The following is a 24,986-nucleotide window of genomic DNA, read 5'->3' as shown; positions in this document are numbered from 1 at the left end:
CAGGGTGTGAGGCCCGGCGGCCGCCCTGAGGCCGGTCGCCGCCCTGAGGCCGGGCTCGCGGACCTGCGCCGGTGCCGGTGGGCCGCGGGGCCGGCGGTGGGTGCGGCTCGGGGGCTTCCGGCCGGCGAGGTCCGTGGCCCACGGACCTCGCCGGCCGCCGGAGCGGCGGGCGGCCGGGCTCGTTGTCGGTGGGAGCCCGCACAATGGAACCCGCAAGGCGCACCGTGACGAAAGGGGCGGCGTAACCCATGACCGTGTGGGACGACCTCGTCGGGCAGGAGCGGGTGAGCGAACAGCTCGCCGCGGCCGCCCGGGACGCCGACGCGCTCGTCACCGCGGCCGTCTCCGACGCGCCGCCGCCCGAGGCGTCGAAGATGACGCACGCCTGGCTGTTCACCGGGCCGCCCGGCGCGGGCCGGACGCAGACGGCCCGCGCCTTCGCCGCCGCGCTCCAGTGCGTGAGCCCCGACCGGGCGCTCGGCGGAGCCCCCGGCTGCGGCTTCTGCGACGGCTGTCACACGGCGCTGATCGGCACGCACGCCGACGTCACCACCGTCGCCGCCGTGGGTACGCAGATCCTCGCCGACGACATGCGTGACACGGTGCGGAAGTCGTTCACGTCGCCCGCCAACGGCCGCTGGCAGGTCATCCTCGTGGAGGACGCCGAGCGGCTGAACGAGAAGTCCGCCAACGCCGTCCTCAAAGCGGTCGAGGAGCCGGCTCCGCGCACCGTGTGGTTGCTGTGCGCCCCGTCCCTCGAGGACGTCCTGCCGACGATCCGCTCCCGCTGCCGGCACCTGAACCTGAGCACGCCCTCCGTCGACGTCGTCGCCGACATGCTCGTACGCCGCGAGGGCATCGAGCCCGCCGTCGCCGCGGCCGCCGCCCGCGCCACCCAGGGGCACGTCGACCGCGCCCGGCGCCTGGCCACCGACCCCGCCGCCCGCGAGCGCCGCGCCGCGGTGCTGAAGCTGCCGCTGCGCCTGGACGAGATCGGCGGCTGCCTCAAGGCCGCGCAGGAACTGGTCGACGCCGCCACGGAGGACGCCAAGCAGCTCGCCGAGGAGCGGGACGCCAAGGAGACCGAGGAGCTGAAGGCGGCGCTGGGCGCGGCCCAGGGCGGCCGGATGCCGCGCGGCACGGCGGGCGTGATGAAGGACCTCGAGGACAAGCAGAAGCGCCGCAAGACGCGTACCCAGCGGGACAGCCTGGACCTCGCGCTCACCGACCTCACCGCCTTCTACCGCGACGTCCTCGCCCTCCAGTTCGGCTCCCGCACCGCCCTGGCCAACACGGACGCCGAGGACGCCCTGCAGCGGCTCGCCCGGGACAGCTCCCCCGAGTCCACCCTCCGCCGCATCGAGGCCATCGCCGCGTGCAGAGAGGCCCTCGACCGCAACGTGTCTCCGCTGCTGGCGGTGGAGGCGATGACGATGGCGCTCAGAGCCGGCTGAGCCGGCGCGGCCGGGCAGGGTGCGGAGGGCGGGGCGGACCGCGCCCCGGCCGCCGGCGCGGCGGGCGGCGCGCCGGTCGCGCGAGGACGGACGCCGGTTGACCGCGTCACTCGTCCGTGGCGGCCCGCGCACGCAGGGCGCTCGACCCGTCGCGCAGAGTTACGCTCGATGGATGCACACCAGGCGCTCCCCCCGCAGATCCGCAGGCGCTCACCGGCCGCGTACCCGCGTCACCCTGCTGTCCCTCGCGTCCGCCGCCGCCCTGCTCCTCTCCGCCTGCTCCTCCGGAGGCGTGACGAGTTCCGCCGCCACGGCCGCGGAGGCGGAGGCGGCACTGGCCGCGCTGCCCCGCGCCACGCCGTCGGCGCTCGCGCCGTACTACGGGCAGAAGCCGAACTGGCGCGGCTGCGGCGTCCCCGGTTTCGAGTGCGCCACCCTGAAGGCGCCGCTCGACTATGACCGGCCCGGCGCGGGCGACGTCCGGCTGGCGGTCGCCCGGAAGAGGGCGACGGGCCCCGGCGAGCGGATCGGCTCGCTGCTCGTGAACCCGGGCGGGCCGGGCGGCTCCGCGATCGGCTACCTCCAGCAGTACGCCGGCGTCGGATACCCGGCCGGGGTCCGCGCCCGTTACGACATGGTCGCCGTCGACCCGCGGGGCGTGGCCCGCAGCGAGCCCGTGGAGTGCCTCGACGGGCGCGCCATGGACACGTACACGCAGACCGACGTCACGCCCGACGACCAGCGGGAGACGGACGAGCTCGTCGACGCGTACAAGGGGTTCGCCGAGGGGTGCGGCGCGCGGTCGTCCCGGCTGCTGCGGCACGTCTCCACCGTCGAGGCGGCCCGCGACATGGACGTCGTGCGCGCGGCGCTGGGGGACCGGAAGCTGACGTACGTGGGGGCGTCGTACGGGACGTTCCTCGGGGCGACGTACGCGGGGCTGTTCCCGGACCGGGTGGGGCGGCTCGTCCTGGACGGGGCGATGGACCCCTCGCTGACCGCCCGGCGCCTCAACCTGGACCAGACGGCGGGCTTCGAGACGGCGTTCCGGTCGTTCGCGAAGGACTGCGCCCAGCGGGCCGACTGCCCGCTGGGCACCGAGGCGGGCGAGGTCGACAAGAACCTGAAGGCCTTCTTCGAGCAGGCCGACGCGCGGCCCCTCCCGGCCGGGGCCGGCCGCAGGCTCACCGAGTCGCTCGCCACCACCGGCGTGATCGCGGCGATGTACGACGAGAGCGCCTGGGAACAACTGCGCGAGGCGCTGACCGCGGCGATCGACGACCACGACGGGTCCGGACTGCTCGCCCTCTCCGACAGCTACTACGAGCGGGACCCCGCGGGCCGCTACTCGAACCTGATGTTCGCCAACGCCGCCGTGAACTGCCTGGACCTGCCGGCGGCCTTCGACGGCCCGGACGAGGTGCGCCGGGCGCTGCCCGCGTTCGAGAAGGCGTCCCCCGTCTTCGGCGAGTCCCTCGCCTGGGCCTCCCTGAACTGCGCGTACTGGCCGGTCGCGCCCACCGGCGAGCCGCAGCGCATCGAGGCGAAGGGCGCGGCCCCGATCGTCGTCGTCGGCACCACCCGTGACCCCGCGACCCCCTACCGCTGGGCGCGGTCCCTCTCCCGCCAGCTGTCCTCGGCCCGCCTCCTCACCCACGAGGGCGACGGCCACACCGCCTACGGCCGCGGCAGCGCCTGCATCGACTCCGCGATCGACGCCTACCTCCTGCACGGCACCCCGCCGGCACCCGGAAAGCGCTGCTCGTAGCCCCGGCGACCGCCCCCGGAGCGACCGCCTCCGGGGGTGGTGCGGAGCACCTCGGGAAACTGTGTAGACTTACCGACGTTGCTGATCGCACCATGGTGCGGACGGCGCGCCGCCTTAGCTCAGATGGCCAGAGCAACGCACTCGTAATGCGTAGGTCTCGGGTTCGAATCCCGAAGGCGGCTCCATGGGATCCCAGTTCAGGCAATGCCTGAGCTGGGATTTTTCGTTCGGTGGAGGCGGGAGTCGCCCGGCCGGCCCCGGCGCCCGGCGCCCGGAAGATCCTCGTGAACCCGACACGGAGCGCACCGGGGTCCGGGCAACCTCCGGAGCTGAGGCACCATCTTGGTGGACGACGGGCCCCGCCGGGACGGGCCGCGGAGCCGTCGTGGGCCGGACGGAGTGAGGGACGTGGTGGAGCCGAGGATCGCCGTTTCCGTGGTGACGATGGGCAACCGGCCCGCCGAGGTCGACGCCCTGCTGGAGTCCGTGGCCAAGCAGGACCTGCCGCCCGCCCGCATCCTGATCGTCGGCAACGGCTGCCGGCTGCCCGAGTTCGCGCACCGGCTGTCCCTGCCCGGCGAGGTCACCGTCATCGAGACCGACGAGAACCTCGGCTGTCCGGGCGGCCGCAACGTCGCCCTCGCCCGGCTGCGCGAGTACGCCGACATCGACGTCGTCGTGGAACTGGACGACGACGGGCTGCTCGTCGACGCCGACGTGCTGCGCCGCGTGCGCGACCTGTACGCCGCCGATCCGCGCCTGGGCATCGTCGGCTTCCGCATCGCCGACGAGAACGGCGAGACGCAGCGGCGGCACGTGCCCCGGATCGGCGCCTCCGACCCGATGCGGGGCGGATACGTGACCGGCTTCCTCGGCGGCGGCCACGCCCTGAGCACGAGGATGCTCGACGAGACCGGCGACTGGCCCGCCGAGTTCTTCTTCGCGCACGAGGAGACCGATCTGGCCTGGCGTGCCACGGACTCCGGCTGGAAGATCCTCTACGCGCCCGAGCTGCTCCTCCAGCACCCGAAGACCTCGCCCGCGCGGCACGCCGTCTACCACCGTGTGACCGCCCGGAACCGGGTCTGGCTGGTCCGGCGCCGCCTTCCGCTGCCGCTCGTCCCGGTGCACCTGGGGGTGTGGATCGCGGTCACGCTGCTGCGCACCCGCTCGCTCGGCGGCCTGAAGGCATGGTTCGGCGGGTTCGCGGAAGGGGTGCGCGAGCCGGCCGGCCCCCGGCGTCCCATGCGCTGGCGGACGGTGTGGCGCCTGACCCGGCTGGGCAGGCCCCCGGTCGTCTGATCCGGCGGCACCGTCGGACGCGGGCGCCCGGTCGCCCGCCCGCGCCGGCCGGGGCGCCCTCACGCGCCTCACATCCGGCCGGGGCGGCGACGCCTCTCCGGGCACCGCGGGCACCGCGCGCGCCGTCGGGCCGGATCCGACGGCGGTCGTACGGGACCTCGGGGAACCGCTCGCCGACGTCGGCCGATCACTTCGCGTCGGCGTAGCACTCCACCACGGCCGTCGTGAACGGGAACCGCACCGGGGTCTCGCCGAACGTCAGCCGTCCGGCCAGGTCCGCCGCCTCCCTGATCGCGGCCACGACCGCCTCGGCCTCTTCCCGCGGGCAGTGCACGATCACCTCGTCGTGCTGGAAGAAGACCAGCTCGGCCGCCATGTCCGCGCAGGTGCGGCGCAACGCGGCGAGCATCAGCAGCGCCCAGTCGGCGGCGCTGCCCTGGACGACGAAGTTGCGGGCGAAGCGGCCGCGCGCGCGGGCGTCGGAGGAGGCGTGGCCGGGTGTCCAGGGCGGGCTGCCGCTCTCGTCGTCGCCGGAGGGGATGCCGGCCTCCTCCGCCGTGTCGTCCCCGGACCCGGCCGCGGGCGGGCAGGTCCGCCCCAGCCAGGTGCGGACGAGCCGCCCCTCCTCGCCGGCCCGTGCCGCCTCGTCGACGTAGGCCACCGCGCGCGGGAAGCGGCGGCGCAGGGCGGCGAGGTTCTTCAGGCCGTCGCCCGAGGTCTGGCCGTAGACCGCGCCGAGCACGGCGAGCTTGGCCTGGGCGCGGTCGCCCGAGAAGGCGCGGTCGGAGACGGACTGGTAGAGGTCGGTCTCCCGGCCCGCCACCTCCATCAGCCCGGGGTCGCGGGAGACCGCGGCGAGCACCCTCGGCTCCATCTGGTCGGCGTCGGCGACGACGAGCCGCCAGCCGGGGTCGGCGACCACGGCCCGCCGGATCACCTTGGGGATCTGGAGGGCGCCCCCGCCGTTGGTCACCCAGCGCCCGCTGACCGTCCCGCCGGCCAGGAACTCGGGCCGGAACCGCCCGTCCCGCACCCAGTCCTGCAGCCAGGACCAGCCGTGGGCCACCCAGATCCGGTAGAGCTTCTTGTACTCGACGAGCGGTTTCACGGCCGGATGGTCGATCGACTCGATCTCCCAGCGCCGGGTGCTCCTGATCCTGATCCCGGCCTGGGCGAACGCCTTGATCACATCGGCGGGCAGGTCCGGGCGCACCCGGCGCCCGAAGGCGGCCGAGACCTCGTCGGCGAGTTCGGCCAGCCGCCGGGGCTCGCCCCCGCCGGCGTACCGCTCGCCGAGCAGGTCGTGCAGCACGGCACGGTGCACCTGCGGACTCCACGGCAGCCCGGCCCGGTTCATCTCGGCGGCCACCAGCATCCCCGCCGACTCGGCCGCCGTCAGCAGCCGCATCCGCTCGGGGTGCTCGGCCCGGTCGTGCCGCCGCTGCTGCTCGGCGTACACGGCCAGGAGGTCGGCGAGCGGCAGCCCGGTGCCCTCCGGTTCGAAGAGCGGGGACTGCGCGCCGGGCGCTGCGGACCGCTGCGGGGGGTCCGGCGGTACGGGCGCGCCGCGCAGCCGGGCCAGGGCGGCGGCGGCCGAGCGGGGTTCGCCGTACCGCCCCTCGTGGCCGAGGAGGAGGGTCTCGGCGCCCTCGACGTCGTAGCACCGCTCCACTCGCACCCCCGCGGCGAGCAGACGCGGATACACCTCGGCCGTCGAACGCCAGACCCACCGCGCGACACCGGGCCTCCCCCGGACCGCCGCCACCAGATCCGGCTCCCGCTCCACCGGCCCCGTGGACAGCCCGTCGGGACCGAGGGCGGCCAGCTCCGCACCACCGCCCTCGACCGGAGCGAGCACCCACCGATCGGCCATACCGCGAGTCTGCCAGCGACCACTGACAACGGCCCTCGCGCGTCGGGCCCCGGCAACGGCCCGCGTCCGGCCGGTGCCCGTGGCCGCAGGGCGTGACGGGTGGTGGGGAGCCGTGGTGGCCCCGGCCGGCGGTGCGGTCCGAGCCGGTCAGTCCTCCTGCTCGTCCTCGCGCGTCTCGAGGATCTGCGCCAGCACCCGGGCCACGTAGTGCTCGACCTGCGGTTTCCCGACGCCGAGTCCGCTCAGCACGCCCTCGCCGTTCTCGAACTCCAGGAGGGCCAGGAGGACGTGCTCGGTGCCGATGTAGTTGTGGCCGAGGCGCAGGGCCTCGCGGAAGGTGAGTTCCAGGACCTTCTTGGCGTCCGAGCCGTAGGGGATGAGTTCGGGCACCTCGTCGGCGGCGGGCGGCAGCGCGGCCGTCGCCGCCTCGCGCACCGCCTCCGCGGTGAGGCCCTGTTCGGCGAGGGCCTTCGCCGCGAGGCCCTCCGGCTCGGCGAGCAGGCCGAGGACCAGGTGGGCGGGCAGCCCCTCGGGGGTGCGGGCGGCCCTGGCCTCGTTGTGGGCGGCCATGACCACGTTCCGCGCGCGCGGGGTGTACCGGCTGAAGCCCTGGCTCGGGTCGAGGTCGACGGACTCCTTCGGCACGAACCTCTTCTGCGCGGCCTGCCGGGTCACGCCCATGCTCCTGCCGATGTCCGTCCAGGAGGCGCCCGAACGCCGGGCCTGGTCGACGAAGTGGCCGATCAGGTGGTCGGCGACGTCCCCGAGGTGCTCGGCCGCGATGACCGCGTCCTGGAGCTGGTCCAGGGGCTCCGGGTGCACCTTCTTGATGGCGGAGATCAGGTCGTCGAGACGGATGGATGCCGTGGGTTCCTGTCCTGAGGTCATGCGTCAACCGTAGGTTGACGATCGCCCGTCGTCAACCCGAGGTTGACACCTGGCGGGGTCCGGCCGGACGAGGCGCCGCCCGGGCGCCGCGGCCGGCCCGGCACCGGCGGGCGCGGCCCTGGCGGGGGGCGACGTCACGCGCGCGTGGCACCATCGGCGGATGAGCAGCAGTACGCCCACCACCGTCGACCGCGCCTTCCTCGCGGCCCTCCACGCGACCGGCGACGCGGCCCTCGACGCGGGCGCGTCCCTCCTCGCCGCCGACCCCTCGGCGGACGCCGAGCTCGCCCGGCGCGGCGAGGAGTTCGTGGCGGCGGCCTGGCGGCGCGGCTGGCAGCCCGCGGACGTCGTGCGGCTCGTGCGGCGCGACCTCGACGAGGCCCACGTGCGCCTGCTCGCGTCACTGATCCGCGCCCAGGCGCCGAACGACCGTCCGCGCGGCCGGCGCTGGGCGGCCCAGCTGGAGGACCTCACCGCCGAGGCCCCGCCGTCACCGCCGCGCACCGACCGCTTCTCCCACGCCACCACGGTCCTGGAGCTGTACCGCCTGCTGCTGCGACTGCCCGCCCTCGACGCCCTCCAGGAACCGCGGCAGGGCCACCGGCAGGCCCGCTCCGGCTCCCGCATGCTCACCCGCATCCGCGCGCTGCTCGCCAAGGCGGAGGCGACGGGCTACCCGGAGGAGGCGGAGGCGCTGACGGCGAAGGCGCAGGAGCTGATGGCCCGGCACAGCGTCGACGAGGCCCTGCTCGACGCGCAGGCCCCGGACCCGGACGCCCCGAGCGCCTGCCGCATCGGCGTGGAGCCGCCGTACGAGCAGGCCAAGGCGGTGCTGCTGGACGCGGTCGCCGGCGCCAACCACTGCCGGGCGGTGTGGAACGAGGCCTTCTGCTTCTCGACGGTGGTCGGCTTCGAGGCCGACCTGGAGGCGGTGGAGCTGCTCCACACCTCCCTGCTGGTGCAGGCGCAGACCGCGATGGCCAAGGCGGAGGCGGCGCAGCGCGCCGCGGGCCGCAAGCGCACCAAGACCTTCCGCCAGTCCTTCCTGGCCGCCTACGCCCACCGCATCGGCACCCGGCTCGGGGAGGCCGCGGCCTCCGCCGAGAACGAGGCGGGCGGCGACCTGCTGCCCGTCCTCGCCTCCCGCCGGGTCGCGGTGACGGCGGCGACGGACCGGATGTTCCCGGAGACGGTCACCACCCGCCTGCGCGGGGTCACCGACGAGGCGGGCTGGACCGAGGGGGCGGAGGCCGCCGAACGGGCCCAGGTGACACCCCGGACCCGCCTTCCCTGACGTACCGGACCCGCCTTCCCCGGACGCACGGGGGCCGGCCCGTACGACGCGTCAGTCGCCCGCCTGCTGGAACGTGCTCACCGAGGCGTCCGGCTCGCCCTCGCCCTTCAGCGCCACGTCGCCGTACGACCACGGGAAGCTCTCGGTCTTCGTGGAGCCGGGCAGGCTGTACGTCACCGTCTCGACGGCGAGGCTCTCGCCGCCGCTCCCGCCGCGCGCGTAGGTGATCGTGAAGGACGTGGTGCCCTGTGCCGGGAGGGTCAGCTTGCGGGCCTCGGCGGCGGCATCCGGCTGGAGGGGCACGGACGTGTCGCCGGCGTGCAGGTCGACGGCCGGGAGGCCCTCCAGGGTGCACTCGTCGGCGCCCTCGTTGGTGAGCGTGACGGTGACGTTGCCGCTGTCCCCGGCGGCCGGGGCGGCGTTGGCCTCGATCTGGCGGCCCAGCCCGCCGACGGCACAGGCGGACCCGGACGCCTTGTTCCCCTCGTCGCCGGAGCCGCCGTCGTCACTGGAGCAGGCGGTGAGGAGGAGGGCCGAGAGGAGGGCGGTGACGGTGATCGGAACGGCGCGCATGAGTGGTTCTCCGAGGTTCGTGACGGTGCTCGGAGGATCATCACGTACGCGTGCGGTGTCCCGTCGCGCGCCCCCTGCCCGCACGGTCACCCCGGGCCCGCCGTCGGCAGCCACGACGGCCATTGTCCGTCCTCCGCCTTGGTGTACGCCTCCTCGCCGGCGCCGCCCTCCCAGGTGATCCGCAGGGAGTCCGCGTCGACGGAGTCGACCCTGCCGGTCGTGCGGTCCTTCGCGCCCGTCGCGCAGTCGAGGCGGATCATCCGCAGGCCCGCCTCCTCGCCGGCGGTCCCGCTGCACACCGTCCCGCCGGTCGCGAAGAGGGCCGCCCGCCGGCCGTCGACGACCAGCGCGACGGCCTTGCCGTCCGTGGTGGCGAGCCAGCTGCCCTCCAGCTCGCGGGAGGCCGAGGGAGAGGCCGAGGGGGAGGCCGAACCGCCGTCGCCGCCTCCGGTGCCGACGCCGGCCGTCGTGCCCGGCGTCGCCGAGGGGCCGCCGTCGGCGCCGTCGTCGTCGCTGCTGCACGCGGTCAGGGCGAGCGCGCCCGCCAGCGCGGCGATCACGGCGACGGCCCGCACCGGCCGGCGGGACGTCCCGCGCGCGGGACGCGGGGAGGGCGCGGAACCCGAGAAGTTCGCCGTAGTCACTGCTGGCTCCCAAGCGGTGGCCGGACGGCCCGGTCGGCCGAGGGGACCGCAGCAAGCTACCAGCAGGCCCCACCCGGTCGGCCGGCCCCGGCCCGCCCCGACGGCGGCCCCCGGCCACCGCCGTGGCGCCCGGTCCGCCGGAGGCCCGACGCGGCTGCCGTACGGCAGCCGCGGACGCCGACGGTATGAGCGCGGACCGGTCACCTTCGTACGGGCGGCCCCGCCCGGTGTCGTACGGATGAACCGCCGTACGGACGAGCCGTGTTACGTCGGTCGTCCACTCCTTCCGGCCGATCCGCGGGTGGGGATCCCGGCCGGACGCCCGGTTCCGCGCCCGTGCGCGGGGCCGAGTCCCCTCTGGTCCTCGGGGATGACCGCACCGTCGTTCCCACGGGCGAGGGCGAGCGGCGGGCCGTGGGGGCCGCGGAGTCGTCCCGGCCTGCTCGCGCCGGGGGAACGGGGAGGGGCGACCGCCTCCGGTTCCCGCGACGGGGCGGCGCCGGAGGCTGTCCGCGTCCCGCTCGCCGTACCGAGTGGACGGCGGGCGTCCGCCCAGGCGAGGCCGTTTCCGGCGGGTTCCCGGGTGCTCACGCGGTGCGGTCGGTCGAACCGTGTCCGTGAGGGCGGAACACCGACGCCACCTGGTGCGTCTCTTCCTGTGCATGAGTGGTCCGATCCGGACCACCTCGCGCGGCCGGTGGTGTCGCAGGCCACCCACGAGAACCGGGTGCCGCACGCGCCCCCGGGCTTCCGGGCGGCCGCGTGGAGGGGCCCGGGGGACCGGAGGAGCTCGGTAAAGCGGCCGTCAAAGCTGTAACCGCACATGCACCCGGCGTGCACGTGCATCTGCTCATGCAACTGCACATGAACGGGGCTATGATCCGGAACAGTTGACAACGGCACCAATGGCCACACGAGCCAGTGCACCACCAGGGAGCGACCTGTGGACCACGACGTTGACGGGGGGCACGACGTGTACAACGGCATGGCGGCCGCACAGTTGTACGGGGTTGCCTGGCAGAAGAGCCGGCACAGCAACTCGCAGGGTTCCTGCGTCGAGTTCGCGCGGCTTCCGGGAGGGGACGTGGCCGTGCGCAACTCGCGCTTCCCGGACGGTCCCGCGCTCGTCTACACGCGGGCCGAGATCGAGGCGATGCTGCTGGGTGTCAAGGACGGCGAGTTCGACCACCTGATCGCCGGCTGACGTCCACCGGGTCCGGCGTGCGGCGCGTCGGAACAATCGGCGGAAAAGCGGTGACAACGCGCGTAGAACCGCGGCACCAGTAGGTGCCGCGGTTCGTCATTCGGCGGCGTGCAGCCGGAACAGCGCCCAGACGACCTTGCCGCCCAAGCCGCCCGTCAGGGGGTGCCAGCCCCAGCCGTCGGCGAAGGAGTCCACCAGGAACAGGCCGCGGCCGGACTCGGCGGCGAAGTCGTCCGCCTCGCGCGGCAGCGGGCTGTCGTGGCTGGGATCGCGCACCGCGCACACCAGCCGCTCGGTCCACCGCATCAGGTGCAGCCGCACCGCCGGGTGCTCCTCGCCCATGACGCACGGGGCGGAGCCGGGCGGCAGCCCGTGCCGCAGGGCGTTGGTCACCAGTTCGGAGACGACCAGACAGATGTCGTCGAAGCGGTCGCCCACGTCCCACTGGCCGAGGGTCCTGCGGGTGAACTGCCGTGCCTCGCGCACCGCCTCGAAGCGGGCGGGCAGTGCGCAGGAGGCCGCGTGGGAGACGGCCGCGGGATCAAGCGGCGGAAGGCCCTGCCGTAACGGCTCGAGCATGGTCGATCCATTCGTCCCCATGCGAGGCACTCCCGGGATTCGCGGTCGTTGCGATGCAGCGGTGGCGCTGGACCATGGTTTCCGATGCGCAGGGCAGATGCAAGGGCAGATGCACGTGCACCTGACCGAATTGGGTCTGCCCGTACCGCTTCTTGGCCATTTTTTCCGCCATCTTCTCGCCGTTCAGCGGCACTTCCCTTGCTTTCCCCTCTCTCTTCCCTTCCGTCGCGCTGTGCGTATCCTTTGGCTTCTTTCCGTCTCTGTAATCGGACGAGTACTGCTCGAAGTGTTTTAGTGGCAGACTGCGGGCCCTGAGAACGGTTGGGGAGGCTGGCGAACGTGAGCGCGGGAGAGCCCGGATCGGTGGTGCGGCGGATGCTGCTCGGCTCGCAACTACGGCGACTGCGAGAGACGCGCGGCATCACGCGCGAGGCGGCGGGATACTCCATCCGCGCCTCCGAGTCGAAGATCAGCCGTATGGAGCTGGGCCGGGTGAGCTTCAAGACGCGGGACGTCGAGGACCTGCTGACGCTGTACGGCATCACGGACGAGTCGGAGCGCCAGGCGCTCGTCTCCCTCGCCCGGGAGGCCAACGTGGCGGGCTGGTGGCACAGTTACTCGGACGTGCTGCCCAACTGGTTCCCCACGTACGTCGGCCTGGAGGGCGCGGCCTCGCTGATCCGGGTGTACGAGGTGCAGTTCGTGCACGGGCTGCTCCAGACGGAGGCGTACGCGCACGCCGTCGTGGAGCGCGGCATGAAGGGCGCGAGCGCGGCCGACATCGACCGGCGGGTGGCGCTGCGCCTGGAGCGGCAGAAGTACCTGGTGGCCGAGAACGCGCCCGACTTCCACATCGTCCTCGACGAGGCCGCCCTGCGCCGGCCGTACGGCGACCGCGCGGTGATGCGCGGCCAGCTCCAGCACCTGATCGACATCTCCGAACGCCCCAACGTGCGGCTCCAGGTCATGCCGTTCGGCTTCGGCGGCCACTCCGGGGAGTCCGGCGCCTTCACCATCCTGAGCTTCCCGGAGTCCGACCTGTCGGACGTCGTCTACCTGGAGCAGCTCACCAGCGCCCTCTACCTGGACAAACGCGAGGACGTCGCCCAGTACGAGCAGGCGCTGAAGGAGCTGCAGCAGGACAGCCCCGGTCCCGAGGAGAGCCGGGACCTGCTGCGCGGACTGCTCCAGCTGTCCTAGGGGTTTCCCCTCGGGTGCCTCGGCGCCGCCCCAACTCCCTTGCGCGCTGCGTACGATGACGCGCAATCAGATCGTGACGTCGATCGCAGGGGATTGAGGGATCACATGTCGCCGTACTTCACCGACCTGGCCCAGCAGTACATCGACGGTGAGTGGCGCCCGGGGACGGGAGCCTGGGACATCATCGACCTCGACCCGTACAGCGGCGAGAAGCTGGCCTCGATCACGATAGCCACGGTCGACGAGGTCGACCAGGCCTACCGGGCCGCCGCCCGCGCGCAGAAGTCCTGGGCCGCGGCCAACGCCTACGCCCGGCGCGCCGTCTTCGAGAAGGCGCTGCGCCTGGTCGAGGAGCGCGAGCAGGAGATCACCGAGCTGATCACCGCGGAGCTCGGCGGCACCCGGCCGAAGGCCGCCTTCGAGCTCCACCTCGCCAAGGAGTTCCTGCGCGAGTCGATCCACCTGGCGCTGCGCCCCGAGGGCCGGATCATCCCCTCGCCGGTGGACGGCAAGGAGAACCGCCTCTACCGCGTGCCGGTGGGCGTCGTCGGCGTGATCAGCCCCTTCAACTTCCCCTTCCTGCTGTCGCTGAAGTCCGTCGCGCCCGCCCTGGCGCTGGGCAACGCCGTGGTCCTCAAGCCCCACCAGGACACCCCGGTCGCCGGCGGCACGCTGGTCGCGAAGCTCTTCGAGGACGCGGGCCTGCCCGCCGGCCTGCTGAACGTCGTCCTCACCGACGTCGCCGAGATCGGCGACGCCTTCCTCGAGCACCCGGTCCCGCGGGTCATCTCCTTCACCGGCTCCGACAAGGTCGGCCGCCACGTCGCCACCGTCTGCGCCGCGCACTTCAAGCGCACCGTCCTCGAACTGGGCGGCAACAGCGCCCTCGTGGTCCTCGACGACGCCGACGTCGACTACGCGGTCGACGCGGCCGTCTTCAGCCGCTTCGTCCACCAGGGCCAGGTCTGCATGGCGGCCAACCGGGTGCTGGTCGACCGCTCGATCGCCGACGAGTTCACCGAGAAGTTCGTCGCCAAGGTCAGGTCCCTCAAGGCCGGCGACCCGCGCGACCCGCAGACGGTGATCGGCCCGGTCATCAACTCCTCGCAGGCGGAGTCGATCTCCGGCACCGTCGAGCAGGCCGTGGCCGAGGGCGCGACGGCGCTCGTGCGCGGCAGGACCACGGACAACCTCGTCGAGCCGTCCGTCCTCACGGACATCCCCGCCGGCTCGGCCCTGCTGCGCCAGGAGATCTTCGGCCCGGTCGCCCTCCTCGTCCCCTTCGACGGCGAGGAGGAGGCCGTCCGCCTCGTCAACGACACCCCCTACGGCCTCAGCGGCGCCGTCCACACCGCCGACGTCGAACGCGGCGTCCGCTTCGCCCGGCGGATCGACACCGGCATGTTCCACGTCAACGACGGCACCGTGCACGACGAGCCCCTCGTCCCCTTCGGCGGCGAGAAGAACTCCGGCGTCGGCCGCCTGAACGGCGAGACGACGCTGGACGCCTTCACGACGACCAAGTGGATCTCGGTGCAGCACGGCCGCAGCGGCTTCCCGTTCTGAGCCGGCCCACCGCGGGCGGCCCCGTGGCGAACCGTGGCGCGGCCTACCCTGGACGGCATGTCAGCGATCCGTCTCCTCGTGCTCGGCGCCGTCCGCCAGCACGGGCGGGCCCACGGCTACCAGGTGCGCAACGACCTGGAGTACTGGGGCGCCCACCAGTGGTCCACCGCCAAACCGGGTTCGATCTACCACGCCCTGAAGCAGATGGCGAAGCAGGGACTGCTGCACGCGCACGAGATCGCGCCGTCCACGGCCGGCGGCCCGCCCCGCACCGAGTACGAGATCACCGAACGCGGCTCCGAGGAGTACTTCCGGCTGGTCCGCGAGGCGCTGACCTCCTACGACCAGAAGATGGACATGAAGTCGGCGGCCATCGGCTTCATCGTCGACCTGCCGCGCGCCGAGGCCGTGGCGCTCCTGAAGGAGCGGATCCGGCGCATCGAGGAGTGGCGCGGCGCCGTCACCCGGCACTACGTGCCCGAGCAGGGCCCGGAGCAGCTCGGGCACATCGGGGAGATCATGAACCTCTGGATCAACACGGCCGACGCCGAGGCCGAGTGGACCCAGGGGCTCATCTCCCGCGTCGAGGGCGGGGCCTACACGTTCTCGGGCGAGGGCGAGCCGTTCGTCGGCGTCCTCGCGGACGACGAGGCCAACCCGTACGCGACGGGGGAGCGGCATCCGGAGGATGCCCGCTAATCAAGTTTGACGAGCCGTATCCGGCGCGTTAGCTTGAGCAGGTAGTCAAGTTTGATTACCGGAAGTCTGGGGGAACGACATGGCCACGACGGCGATCACCGTCGAGGACGTCCGCAAGCGCTACGGCGACACCCGGGCACTGGACGGGCTCGGCCTGACCGTCGCCCGCGGCACGGTGCACGGGGTGCTCGGCCCGAACGGCGCGGGCAAGACCACCCTGGTCAGGATCCTGTCCACGCTGCTGCGGCCCGACAGCGGCCGGGTCCGGGTGGCCGGGTACGACGTGGTGCGCCAGGCCCGGGAGGTGCGCCTGCGCATCGGCCTGCTCGGGCAGCACGCGGCGCTCGACGAGGACCTGGGCGGCCGGCAGAACCTGGAGATGTTCGGCCGGCTCCACCACCTCGGCGCCCGCCGCGCGCGCGTGCGGGCCGACGAGCTCCTGGAGCGCTTCGAGCTCGCCGGGACCGGCCGCAAGCCCGTGCGCGCCTACAGCGGAGGGATGCGGCGCCGTCTGGACCTGGCCGCCTCCCTCGTCACCGACCCGGAGGTGCTGTTCCTGGACGAGCCGACGACCGGCCTCGACCCGCGCGGCCGCGCGGAGGTGTGGTCCGCGGTCCGCTCGCTGGTCGGCGGGGGCACGACGGTCGTGCTCACCACCCAGTACCTGGAGGAGGCCGACCAACTGGCCGACCGCATCTGCGTAGTCGACCGCGGCCGCGTCGTCGCGGACGGCACCGCGGACCAGCTGAAGGCGCTGACCGGAGGCGACCGCATCGACGTCGTCCTGCGCGACGGGGGCCACCTGGGGACCGCCCTCGCCCTGCTGCCGACGGCCCGGGAGGAGGTCGTCGTCGACCCCGACCGCCGGCTGCTCAGCGCCCCGGTGACCGACCGCATGGCCGCCCTGTCCGCCGTCGTCCGCGCCCTGGAGGAGGCCGGCATCGAGGCGGAGGACGTGGTCCTGCGCCGCCCCACGCTGGACGAGGTGTTCCTGCACCTCACGGGAGAGGGCGGCCGTGCCGCTCTCCCGAAGGAGGCCGTGTGAGCACGTACGCGCTGAGCGATTCCTGGACCATGACCCGGCGTGAACTCGCCCGCTGGGCGCGGCAGCCCGGCCGGGTCGTCGTCGGGCTCGTCTTCCCGGTGATGCTCCTGCTGATGTTCGGCTACCTGATCGGCGGCGGCCGCGGGGTGAGCGGCAGCTACCTCGACTACCTGCTCCCCGGCATGCTCGCGCTCACCATGGCCTTCGGCCTGGAGGGCACGATGCTCGCCGTCACCCAGGACCTGGACAAGGGCGTCGTCGACCGCTTCCGCTCGATGCCGATGGCCGACGGCGCGGTCCTGGTGGGCCGTGCGGCCGCCGACATGCTCCAGTCGGCCGTGGGCCTGGCCGTCCTCCTCGCCGTCGCCCGGGCCCTCGGCTGGCGTCCGCACGGCGGTGCCGGAGCGTTCCTGACCGCCGTCGGCCTGCTCCTGCTGTTCCGCTTCGCCATGCTGTGGATCGGCATCCACCTGGCCCTCGTGGCCGGGAGACCGGAGATGGTCCAGGCCGTCCAGATCCTCGTCTGGCCGGTCGGCTTCCTCTCCAACGCCATCGCCACCCCCGACTCCATGCCCGCCTGGCTCGGCACGATCGTCGACTGGAACCCCATGTCCCGGACGGCCTCGGCCGTCCGCGACCTCTTCGCCCCCGCCGGCCACTCCGACCACGTCTGGCCGGCCGTGATCTGGCCCCTGGCCCTGCTGGCGGTCTTCTTCCCCCTGGCGGTACGGAAGTTCGCCCGCATGAGCCGCTAGCCCCCGGAGGGCGGGACGGGACAGGGGCGGCGGGGCGGGACCCCCGGTGACACACCCCGGCGGAACGCCCCGCCCGCCCTCACCCGCGCCGACAGCCGACGGCCGGCCGCCCGTGCCCCGTCCCTAGTGGTGGAACCCGGTCGCCGCCGCCTTGTCGTGCGTCAGCGGATGCGGCTGGCGGCGCAGCTCCGGCAGCAGCCGGGTCAGGTCCTCCACGAACAGATCGGCCAGGTCGGAGGAGAAGCCGTTGCGGCACACGACCCGCAGCACGGACAGGTCCTCCCGCTGCGGCGGGAAGGTGTACGCGGGCACCAGCCACCCCCTCTCCCGCAACCGCCGCGAGACGTCGAAGACGTCGTACGCCTCCACCTCCGGCGCCGTGGTGAAGGCGAAGACGGGCAGCTCGTCCCCCCGGGTCAGCAGCCGGAAGTCGCCCAGCGCCGCCACCCGGTCGGCGACGCTCCGGGCGACCTCCCGCGTGGACTCCTGCACCGCCCGGTACCCCTCGCGGCCCAGCCGCAGGAACGTGTAGTACTGCGCGACGACCTGCGCACCGGGCCGCGAGAAGTTCAGGGCGAACGTCGGCATGTCGCCGCCGAGGTAGTTCACCCGGAAGACGAGTTCCTCGGGCAGCGCCTCCTTGTCGCGCCACAGCGCCCACCCGACCCCGGGGTAGACCAGCCCGTACTTGTGCCCCGAGGTGTTGATCGACGCCACGCGCGGGAGGCGGAAGTCCCACACCAGGTCCTCGTCGAGGAAGGGCGCGATCATCCCGCCGGACGCGGCGTCGACGTGCACGGGCACGTCCAGGCCGGTGCGCTCCTGGAGGGCGTCCAGGGCCGCGCACAGGTCGGCGACGGGCTCGTAGGAGCCGTCGAACGTGGAGCCGAGGACGCCGACGACCCCGATGGTGTTCTCGTCGCACAGCTCGGCGGCGGCCTGCGGGTCGAGGTGGAAGCGTTCGCCCTCCATGGGCACCTGGCGGGGCTCCACCTCCCAGAAGGTGCAGAACTTCTCCCAGCAGACCTGGACGTTGATCCCCATCACGAGGTTGGGCCGGGCGCCGGGCGCGGGACCGCGCGCGCTCCAGCGCCGTTTGAGGGCCATCCCGGCGAGCATGCACGCCTCGCTCGACCCGGTCGTCGAACAGCCCACGGCCGCCGCGGGGTCGGGCGCGTTCCACAGGTCGGCGAGCATCGCCACACAGCGCCGCTCCAGTTCGGCGGTGCGCGGGTACTCGTCCTTGTCGATCATGTTCTTGTCCCGGCACTCCGCCATCAGCACCCCGGCCTCCGGCTCCATCCACGTGGTGACGAACGTGGCGAGGTTCAGCCGGGAGTTGCCGTCCAGCATCAGCTCGTCGTGGACGAGCTGGTACGCCGTCGACGGCGGCGTCGGCACATCGGGCAGCCGGTGTTTGGGCGGCGCCTCGGCCATGCCGCCGACGGGATCCGCCGCGCCGTAGAACGGGTTGACGGACAGCGGGCGCGCGTCGGGCTCGGGACCCTTGTGCAGCGGCATGGACGGCACTCCTCGGGGGACGAAAGAGACTCGGTCGAAGACTGACAAAAGGTGCATGTCCGTGCAACAGGGGCGGGTGGAGGCGGGCCGGCGGGAGAACGGGCTTGCACCTCACGTCACGTGAGGACCCACTGTGGAGCGCGTACCGAGAAAGGAGCGGACGCAGTGAGCTACTCCGTCGGACAGGTGGCCGGCTTCGCCGGGGTCACGGTGCGCACCCTGCACCACTACGACGACATCGGCCTGCTCGTCCCGAGCGAGCGCAGCCCCGCGGGCCACCGGCGCTACAGCGACGCCGACCTCGACCGGCTGCAGCAGATCCTGTTCCACCGGGAGCTCGGCTTCCCGCTCGACGAGGTCGCGGCCCTGCTCGACGACCCGGACGCGGACCCGCGCGCGCACCTGCGCCGCCAGCACGAACTGCTGACCGCCCGGATCGAGAAGCTCCAGAAGATGGCCGCGGCCGTGGAGCACGCCATGGAGGCACGCACGATGGGCATCAACCTGACCCCTGAGGAACGCTTCGAGGTCTTCGGCGACAAGGACCCCGAGCGGTACGCGGAGGAGGCCGAACGGCGCTGGGGCGGCACCGACGCCCACGCCGAGTCGCAGCGCCGGGCCGCCGGCTACACCAAGGAGGACTGGCAGCGCATGCAGGCGGAGGTGGCCGCCTGGAGCGAGCGCTACGGCGCCCTCATGGCCGCCGGCGAACCGCCCGCCGGCGAGGCGGCCATGGACATGGCCGAGGAACACCGGCAGCACATCTGCGCGTGGTTCTACGAGTGCTCGTACGAGATGCACCGGAGCCTGGGCGAGACGTACGTCGCCGACGAGCGCTTCAAGGCGTTCTACGACTCCCTGCGCCCGGGCCTCGCCGAGCACCTCAGGGAGGCCATCACGGCCAACGCCGCCCGGCACGCCGCGCCGTAGGGTCCCGGCCCGGGGTCACTCCCGGGCCAGGACCACCGCCGTCCCGTACGCGCACACCTCGGTGCCCACGTCAGCGGTCTCCGTCACGTCGAAGCGGAACGCCAGCACGGCGTTGGCGCCCCGCGCGCGTGCCTGCTCGACGAGACGCTCCATCGCCTGGTTGCGGGTCTGGACCAGGGTCTTGGTGAGGCCCTTGAGCTCACCGCCGATCATCGACTTCAGGCCCGCGCCGATCTGGCTGCCGAGGTGCCGCGAGCGCACGGTCAGCCCGAAGACCTCGCCGATGACCTGCTCGACCCGGTGTCCGGGAACGTCGTTCGTGGTGACGACCAGTACGTCCGGCTGAGGGCTCTGCCCGCCGCCGTAGTCCTCGATGCTCATGCCCACAGGTTTGCCCCGTCGGGGGCACAGTGCATCCTGGGGTGGCCCATGGAACCTGGGGCGGACACGCGACGTTGATAACTTTGTCCGGCCGTAGCAGGACGCCGTACTTCCCCACCCCCGTCAGGAGCCCGGAACCGTGACGACCCTTGCCCTCGGACCGAGCTGGCTGGACCCCGACTATCTGCTCGACACCTTCGGCATCTGGGGTCTGCTGCTCATCGTCTTCGCGGAGTCGGGCCTTCTCATCGGCTTCTTCCTGCCCGGTGACTCGCTGCTGTTCACCGCGGGTCTGCTGATCACGTCGGACCAGCTGGACTTCCCGCTGTGGGGAGCGATCGCCCTCATCTGCGTGGCGGCGATCCTCGGCGACCAGGCCGGCTACATGTTCGGCAAGAAGGTCGGCCCGTCGCTCTTCAAGCGCCCGGACTCCCGCCTCTTCAAGCAGGAGAACGTCACCAAGGCCCACGAGTTCTTCGAGAAGTACGGGCCCAAGTCCCTGGTCCTGGCCCGCTTCGTGCCCATTGTGAGGACGTTCACGCCGATCATCGCCGGCGTCAGCGGCATGCGGTACCGCTCGTTCCTGATCTTCAACGTCATCGGCGGCGTGCTGTGGGGCGCGGGCGTGACCCTGCTCGGCTCCTGGCTGGGCAACATCGACTTCGTCAAGGCCAACATCGAGGCGATCCTGCTGCTGATCGTCTTCCTCTCGGTGGTCCCGATCGTCATCGAGTTCCTGCGCGCCCGCTCCCAGTCCAAGAAGAACCCGCCGCAGGCGGAGCCCCCGGCCCAGCAGCCCCCCGTCATGGACGACGCCACCACCCAGCTCCGCCGCATCGACCAGTACGAGCCGTACGGCACCGTCGGCCAGAGCCCGGACCAGGGCGGCTACCAGGACGAGCACTACGGCCGGCAGTACCCGGAGCCCCAGCAGTACCCCCAGCACCAGCAGTACCCGCAGCACCAGCAGTACCCGCAGCAGCAGGAATACCCGCAGCAGCAGGAATACCCCGGGCAGCAGGACTGGCAGTCCCAGCAGCAGCCGTACGGAGGCCGGCAGCACCAGAACGGCCAGTACCCGTACAACCAGAACCACTGAGGCCTGCGGCCGGAGCCGCGGAGAGCGGCTCGCCGGGGCGCGGGGACCGGCGCGCGGCGCGGCCCGGCCGCTCAGAACCCCCGCGTCCGCTTGGCGGCCCGCCGCTTCTCCGGGGAGCCGATCCGCAGGAACAGCCGCGAGATCTCCGACCCGAGGTTGACCCCGATGGCGATGGCCATCGCCAGCGCGGCGGCCTTGCTCAGCGAGACCAGCCCCGCGTCGACCTCGCTCTGGGCGATCGCCAGCAGCCCGAAGTACGTGGCCGAGCCCGGCAGCAGGGGGCCGATCGCCGCCGTGGTGTAGGGCAGCGCCGACACGAACCGGTACCGCGACAGCAACTGCCCGAACAGGCCCACCACCCCCGCGGCGACGGCGGTGGAGGCGACCGGTGAGATGTCGCCCGCGTAGTGCATGGCGCCGTACACCGACCAGGCGACCCCGCCGTTCAGCGTCACCGCCAGCACCGTGGACCGCTCCTGCTGGAGCAGCACCGCGAAGGTCAGCGACAGCAGCATCGACGCGCCGATCTGCCACAGCGGCCGCTCGGTGATGCCCAGCGCGGCGTCGGGATTGAGGCGGGCGCCGAGCTGCACACCGAGGTAGAGCATCACCAGCACGCCGACGACGATGCCCACGAAGAAGTACAGGACCTCCAGCAGGCGTGCGGCCGCGGTGATGTAGAAGCCCGTCAGGCCGTCCTGGACGCCCGCCACGAGCGCCCGCCCGGGCAGCAGCGCGAACAGGCCGCCGGTGATGACCGCCGCCGCCTTCACGTCGACGTGCGCCAGCGTCAGCGCGATCCCGATCGCGGCCGGCGGCATCGCCGCCACCAGGAACTGGTAGAACTCCGGCAGCCCGCGCCCCGCGCACAGCCAGGCGAGCCGGTCGCCGAGCATCGCGCCGACCGCGGCCGCCACGAACACGACGAGGTCACCGCCGACCAGCACCGAGGCCGCGCCCGCGAGCAGCCCGCTCGCCGAGGTCAGCACCCAGGTGGGGTAGGGGTGCCGGTTGCGGCGTATCTCCGCGAGCCGCCGGTAGGCCTCCTCCAGGGAGAAGCTCGTCTCGGGGTCGCTGAGGTCGTCCACCAGGTGGTAGACGGCCGCCAGCCGCGTGTAGTCGGTGCCCCGGCGCCGCACGGTCCGCGACGCCGTCACCGGGTCCTCCACCAGCGACGGCTGGTAGGAGATCGACAGCAGGGTGAAGGTGACGGTCGGCTCGCAGCGGTCGAGCCCGTAGGAGCGGCACACCGCGAACATCGCGGCCTCCACGTCCTCGGCGCCCTCCCCGCCCGCGAGCAGCAGCTCGCCGATGCGCAGCGTCAGGTCGAGCACGCGGGGAACGGCCGGGCCGCCCTCCTCCGCCTTGGCCGCCCGCTCCGGCGCCGGCCGCTCGGCCACCGGCATGCGCAGCATCGTGCGCATCCGGTCCTGCCAGGGCACGTCCTTGGTCAGGCTGACCAGCGGTACGCCCTCGGCGGGCGTGAACGCGGCCGGGGCGTGCCGGGTGCTGTAGGTGCTCGGCGGACTGAACGCGGACCCCTCCGGTTCGCCCGGGGCCGGCGGCGGGGCCTCCAGCCCGACCGGGACGGCGAACTCCGACGTGGTCTCCGACTCGCCCCCGCCCCGCGGGACGGCCAGCCCCCGCGGGATCGCGAACTCCGAGGTGATCTCGGGGTCGAACGCGCTCCTCGCCTCGTCCGACTGCGGCTTGCGGTCCTCCGCCTCCGTCACTGAGCAACGCTCCCTGAACGACACATTCCGTAGGCCTCAGTATGCGCGGACGTTCGCCTGCGAAACGTGCGAAGGGGCCGCACGCGTGCGCGTGCGGCCCCTTCGGCTGCGGAAGGTCAGTGACCGCCCTGCTCCTTGAAGCGCTTGTACGACCGCTCGATCTCGGTCTCGGCGTCGGTGCGGCCCACCCAGTTGGCGCCCTCGACGGACTTGCCGGGCTCCAGGTCCTTGTACACCTCGAAGAAGTGCTGGATCTCCAGGCGGTCGAACTCCGAGACGTGGTGGATGTCGCGCAGGTGCTCCACGCGCGGGTCGGTCGCCGGGACGCACAGCAGCTTGTCGTCGCCGCCGGCCTCGTCCGTCATGCGGAACATGCCGATCGCGCGGCAGCGGATGAGGCAGCCCGGGAAGGTCGGCTCGTCCAGGATGACCAGCGCGTCCAGCGGGTCGCCGTCCTCGCCGAGGGTGTTCTCGACGAAGCCGTAGTCGGTCGGGTAGGCGGTCGAGGTGAAGAGTCGACGGTCCAGGCGGATCCGACCGGTCTCGTGGTCCACCTCGTACTTGTTCCGCGAACCCTTCGGGATCTCGATCGTGACGTCGAACTCCACCGGTGACTCCTCCATGATCAGCACATAGTTCTGGTGATTAAGTGTCCCTCACGCAGGTGTGTGATCGCGAAAGGGGCTGGTGGTCGTGCCAGAGCTGAGGCCTTGGCGGGCCGCGAGACCGCACGTGGTGCGGGCCGCGAACGCCGTACGACCGCGTCTGGCACGGGCCGCAGGGATCGTAGGCCCTCGTCTCGCACGTGCCGCGGCGGCCGCGAAGCCGCGGGTCGCACGGCTGACGCAGGCGGCTGAACCGCAGCTCACACGGATCACGAGGCCGAAGGCCGGCCGGACCTGGCAGTACACCGCGACCGCGGCGACCGCCGGACTGGCGCTGGCCGTCGGTGTGGCGAGTGCCGCCGGCCCCTGGGACTCCACCGGTCAGCGTACGGCCGAACGCCACCGGGCCGCCGCACTGGAGCGGACGGGTGGCGCAGATCACGGCCGTACGGCCGAAGCGTCCGACGGGTCGGGCACGCCCGACACGGCGGCCGGCGCGCCGCGGCCCGCGCCCAGCGCGCCCTCCGTCCTGACGGGCCTCGGCGCGGCGGCGACCACCGTGAAGTCGGCCCCCGGCGGCACCGCGCTCGCCCGCGTCCTGGACCCCCTGCTGGCCGACCCGGCCCTCGGCACCCGCCACGCGGCCGCGGTCGTCGACGTGGCCACCGGCGCGCGCCTCTACGGCAGCGGAGCCGACGAGCCGCTCACCCCCGCCTCCACCACCAAGATCGCCACCGCGGTCGCCGCGCTCGCCGCGCTGGGCACCGACCACCGCCTCACCACCCGCGTCGCCCTCGAACCGGGCACCGGGGAGGTCGTCCTCGTCGGCGGCGGCGACCCCACCCTCACCGCGCGCGCGGACGCCGGGGACCGGGCGAGCCTGCGCACCCTGGCCGCCGCCACCGCCACCGCCCTGAAGAAACGCGGCATCACCCGGGCGACGCTCTCCTACGACACCACTCTCTACGCCGGTTCCGAATTTCACCCCATCGGGGTCAACCCCAACATCGCCCGTGTCACCGCCCTCACCGCCGACGAGGGCCGCACGGACGACTCGACCAGCGGCCCGGCGACCCGGGTGCCGGATCCGGCGGCGGACGCGGCGGGCGCGTTCGCGCGATTCCTGCGGGCGCAGGGCGTCACGACCACCCCGCCCGGCCCGTCCAAGGCGACCGCGCGCGCGGAGACCCTCGCCACGGTCTCCTCGCCGCCCCTGTCCGCGCTGGTCGAGCGCATGCTGACCAACAGCGACAACGACATCGCCGAGGCGCTCGCCCGCCACACCGCCCTCGCGACCGGCGTCCCCGCCGACTTCGCGGGCGCGGGCAAGGCGATCCGCACCCAGCTGTCCCGGCTCGGCCTGCCCGTGACCGGGGCGGAGTTCCGGGACGGCAGCGGCCTCGACCGCGGGGACCGTCTGACGGCGCACCTCCTGACGGCCCTCCTGGCCAAGGCCGGCGACCCCGCCCGCCCCGACCTCCGCCCCGCCCTCACCGGCCTCCCCGTCGCGGGCTTCACCGGCACCCTCTCCGCCCGCTACACCGACGGCGCCTCCGGTGTCGTCCGCGCCAAGACCGGCACGCTGACCGGCGTCAACACCCTGGCGGGCACGGTCGTCGACCGGGACGGCCGCCTGCTGGTCTTCGCCGTCCTCGCCTCCGGCACCACGGATCCCACGGCGGCCCAGTCCGCCCTGGACCGGGCGGTCACGGCGCTGGCGGGATGCGGGTGCGCGTGAGGCCGCGGCCGTGCTCCCCGGACCGGCCGGCGGCCGGCGCGCCGCCGCTCCCGGGGCCACCGGCAGCCGGCCCGGCCTCCCGCGTCCGACCCTGACGTACCCCTGACCCGCCGCCCGCGACCTGCCCCCAGCCGC

The 24,986-nt window shown here is 73.4% G+C and carries 22 protein-coding genes and 1 tRNA gene; 14 read left to right on the top strand and 9 right to left on the bottom strand.

What is annotated here, in order from left to right:
- Nucleotides 1–248 precede the first annotated feature (248 nt).
- The 4 genes from ACH4F6_RS36600 (at nucleotide 249) to ACH4F6_RS36585 (ending at nucleotide 4,524) form a co-directional block, all read left to right on the top strand.
- Nucleotides 249–1,454, top strand: coding sequence for a DNA polymerase III subunit delta' (locus ACH4F6_RS36600; RefSeq protein WP_397964749.1), 1,206 nt, complete (start codon nucleotides 249–251; stop codon nucleotides 1,452–1,454).
- A gap of 172 nt (nucleotides 1,455–1,626) precedes the next feature.
- Nucleotides 1,627–3,222 (top strand): alpha/beta hydrolase, encoded by a 1,596-nt coding sequence (locus ACH4F6_RS36595; RefSeq protein ID WP_397964748.1) that lies wholly within the window; start codon nucleotides 1,627–1,629, stop codon nucleotides 3,220–3,222.
- 108 nt (nucleotides 3,223–3,330) lie between these two features.
- Nucleotides 3,331–3,407: transfer RNA gene (locus ACH4F6_RS36590), tRNA-Thr, on the top strand.
- A 223-nt stretch (nucleotides 3,408–3,630) separates the two neighbouring features.
- Entirely contained in the window at nucleotides 3,631–4,524 is an 894-nt protein-coding gene (locus ACH4F6_RS36585; protein WP_397964747.1) for a glycosyltransferase family 2 protein, read from the top strand.
- A gap of 187 nt (nucleotides 4,525–4,711) precedes the next feature.
- Here the strand turns inward: ACH4F6_RS36585 and ACH4F6_RS36580 are convergent, their stop codons facing one another.
- Together ACH4F6_RS36580 and ACH4F6_RS36575 are read right to left on the bottom strand one after the other, a co-directional pair.
- A complete protein-coding gene (locus ACH4F6_RS36580; RefSeq protein WP_397964746.1) occupies nucleotides 4,712–6,397 on the bottom strand; it encodes a bifunctional 3'-5' exonuclease/DNA polymerase in 1,686 nt (561 codons plus the stop codon).
- A 147-nt stretch (nucleotides 6,398–6,544) separates the two neighbouring features.
- Entirely contained in the window at nucleotides 6,545–7,285 is a 741-nt protein-coding gene (locus tag ACH4F6_RS36575; protein WP_397964745.1) for a Clp protease N-terminal domain-containing protein, read from the bottom strand.
- 160 nt (nucleotides 7,286–7,445) lie between these two features.
- Here ACH4F6_RS36575 and ACH4F6_RS36570 point away from each other — a divergent pair, with 160 nt between their 5' ends.
- Complete coding sequence (locus ACH4F6_RS36570; protein ID WP_397964744.1) at nucleotides 7,446–8,579, top strand: DUF2786 domain-containing protein; 1,134 nt, start codon at nucleotides 7,446–7,448, stop codon at nucleotides 8,577–8,579.
- Nucleotides 8,580–8,630: 51 nt separating this feature from the next.
- On the opposite strand, the gene ACH4F6_RS36565 is transcribed toward ACH4F6_RS36570, so the two are convergent.
- Together ACH4F6_RS36565 and ACH4F6_RS36560 are read right to left on the bottom strand one after the other, a co-directional pair.
- Nucleotides 8,631–9,152 carry a DUF4232 domain-containing protein gene (locus ACH4F6_RS36565; RefSeq protein WP_397964742.1) on the bottom strand — a complete coding sequence of 174 codons (522 nt, stop codon included), beginning with the start codon at nucleotides 9,150–9,152 and terminating at the stop codon, nucleotides 8,631–8,633.
- 86 nt (nucleotides 9,153–9,238) lie between these two features.
- Entirely contained in the window at nucleotides 9,239–9,796 is a 558-nt protein-coding gene (locus tag ACH4F6_RS36560; protein ID WP_397964740.1) for a hypothetical protein, read from the bottom strand.
- 943 nt (nucleotides 9,797–10,739) lie between these two features.
- Here ACH4F6_RS36560 and ACH4F6_RS36555 point away from each other — a divergent pair.
- A complete protein-coding gene (locus ACH4F6_RS36555) occupies nucleotides 10,740–11,000 on the top strand; it encodes a DUF397 domain-containing protein (RefSeq protein WP_397964739.1) in 261 nt (86 codons plus the stop codon).
- A gap of 96 nt (nucleotides 11,001–11,096) precedes the next feature.
- On the opposite strand, the gene ACH4F6_RS36550 is transcribed toward ACH4F6_RS36555, so the two are convergent.
- Nucleotides 11,097–11,579, bottom strand: a complete 483-nt coding sequence (locus ACH4F6_RS36550) for an ATP-binding protein (protein WP_397964737.1) — start codon at nucleotides 11,577–11,579, stop codon at nucleotides 11,097–11,099.
- 375 nt (nucleotides 11,580–11,954) lie between these two features.
- Here ACH4F6_RS36550 and ACH4F6_RS36545 point away from each other — a divergent pair, with 375 nt between their 5' ends.
- The 5 genes from ACH4F6_RS36545 to ACH4F6_RS36525 all read left to right on the top strand — a co-directional run bounded on the left by ACH4F6_RS36545 (nucleotide 11,955) and on the right by ACH4F6_RS36525 (nucleotide 16,844).
- On the top strand, nucleotides 11,955–12,779 hold the full coding sequence (locus ACH4F6_RS36545; protein ID WP_397964771.1) for a helix-turn-helix domain-containing protein: 825 nt from the start codon (nucleotides 11,955–11,957) through the stop codon (nucleotides 12,777–12,779).
- 105 nt (nucleotides 12,780–12,884) lie between these two features.
- Nucleotides 12,885–14,345 (top strand): aldehyde dehydrogenase family protein, encoded by a 1,461-nt coding sequence (locus ACH4F6_RS36540; protein ID WP_397964736.1) that lies wholly within the window; start codon nucleotides 12,885–12,887, stop codon nucleotides 14,343–14,345.
- A 57-nt stretch (nucleotides 14,346–14,402) separates the two neighbouring features.
- Nucleotides 14,403–15,044: a PadR family transcriptional regulator gene (locus ACH4F6_RS36535; RefSeq protein WP_397964735.1), complete on the top strand. Its 642-nt coding sequence runs from the start codon at nucleotides 14,403–14,405 to the stop codon at nucleotides 15,042–15,044.
- A gap of 79 nt (nucleotides 15,045–15,123) precedes the next feature.
- The gene (locus ACH4F6_RS36530; RefSeq protein WP_397964734.1) at nucleotides 15,124–16,089 is read left to right on the top strand and encodes an ATP-binding cassette domain-containing protein; all 966 of its coding nucleotides are present in this window, start codon (nucleotides 15,124–15,126) and stop codon (nucleotides 16,087–16,089) included.
- Nucleotides 16,086–16,844, top strand: coding sequence for an ABC transporter permease (locus ACH4F6_RS36525; RefSeq protein WP_397964733.1), 759 nt, complete (start codon nucleotides 16,086–16,088; stop codon nucleotides 16,842–16,844). Before ACH4F6_RS36530 ends, ACH4F6_RS36525 begins: the two co-directional genes overlap by 4 nt.
- Nucleotides 16,845–16,967: 123 nt before the next feature.
- Here the strand turns inward: ACH4F6_RS36525 and ACH4F6_RS36520 are convergent, their stop codons facing one another.
- On the bottom strand, nucleotides 16,968–18,365 hold the full coding sequence (locus ACH4F6_RS36520) for a glutamate decarboxylase (RefSeq protein WP_397964731.1): 1,398 nt from the start codon (nucleotides 18,363–18,365) through the stop codon (nucleotides 16,968–16,970).
- Between the two features lie 165 nt (nucleotides 18,366–18,530).
- Between ACH4F6_RS36520 and ACH4F6_RS36515 the strand changes: the two genes are divergently transcribed.
- Nucleotides 18,531–19,295 (top strand): MerR family transcriptional regulator, encoded by a 765-nt coding sequence (locus ACH4F6_RS36515; protein ID WP_397964729.1) that lies wholly within the window; start codon nucleotides 18,531–18,533, stop codon nucleotides 19,293–19,295.
- Nucleotides 19,296–19,310: 15 nt separating this feature from the next.
- Here the strand turns inward: ACH4F6_RS36515 and ACH4F6_RS36510 are convergent, their stop codons facing one another.
- Nucleotides 19,311–19,676: a YbjQ family protein gene (locus ACH4F6_RS36510; protein WP_397964728.1), complete on the bottom strand. Its 366-nt coding sequence runs from the start codon at nucleotides 19,674–19,676 to the stop codon at nucleotides 19,311–19,313.
- A 139-nt stretch (nucleotides 19,677–19,815) separates the two neighbouring features.
- On the opposite strand from ACH4F6_RS36510, the gene ACH4F6_RS36505 reads away from it, so the two are divergent.
- Nucleotides 19,816–20,775 carry a DedA family protein gene (locus ACH4F6_RS36505; protein ID WP_397964726.1) on the top strand — a complete coding sequence of 320 codons (960 nt, stop codon included), beginning with the start codon at nucleotides 19,816–19,818 and terminating at the stop codon, nucleotides 20,773–20,775.
- 71 nt (nucleotides 20,776–20,846) lie between these two features.
- Here ACH4F6_RS36505 and ACH4F6_RS36500 read toward each other — a convergent pair whose 3' ends face one another.
- Together ACH4F6_RS36500 and ACH4F6_RS36495 are read right to left on the bottom strand one after the other, a co-directional pair.
- A complete protein-coding gene (locus tag ACH4F6_RS36500; protein ID WP_397964724.1) occupies nucleotides 20,847–22,508 on the bottom strand; it encodes a threonine/serine exporter ThrE family protein in 1,662 nt (553 codons plus the stop codon).
- Between the two features lie 116 nt (nucleotides 22,509–22,624).
- Complete coding sequence (locus ACH4F6_RS36495; RefSeq protein ID WP_030734045.1) at nucleotides 22,625–23,116, bottom strand: inorganic diphosphatase; 492 nt, start codon at nucleotides 23,114–23,116, stop codon at nucleotides 22,625–22,627.
- Between the two features lie 79 nt (nucleotides 23,117–23,195).
- Between ACH4F6_RS36495 and dacB the strand changes: the two genes are divergently transcribed.
- Entirely contained in the window at nucleotides 23,196–24,851 is a 1,656-nt protein-coding gene (gene dacB / locus ACH4F6_RS36490) for a D-alanyl-D-alanine carboxypeptidase/D-alanyl-D-alanine-endopeptidase (protein ID WP_397964723.1), read from the top strand.
- The last annotated feature ends 135 nt before the right edge of the window (nucleotides 24,852–24,986 follow it).

The organism is Streptomyces sp. NPDC017936 (assembly GCF_044328485.1).
Classification (GTDB): domain Bacteria; phylum Actinomycetota; class Actinomycetes; order Streptomycetales; family Streptomycetaceae; genus Streptomyces.
The sequence above is the reverse complement of the archived record's forward strand: the minus strand, read 5'-3'. Positions and strand labels throughout refer to the sequence as shown.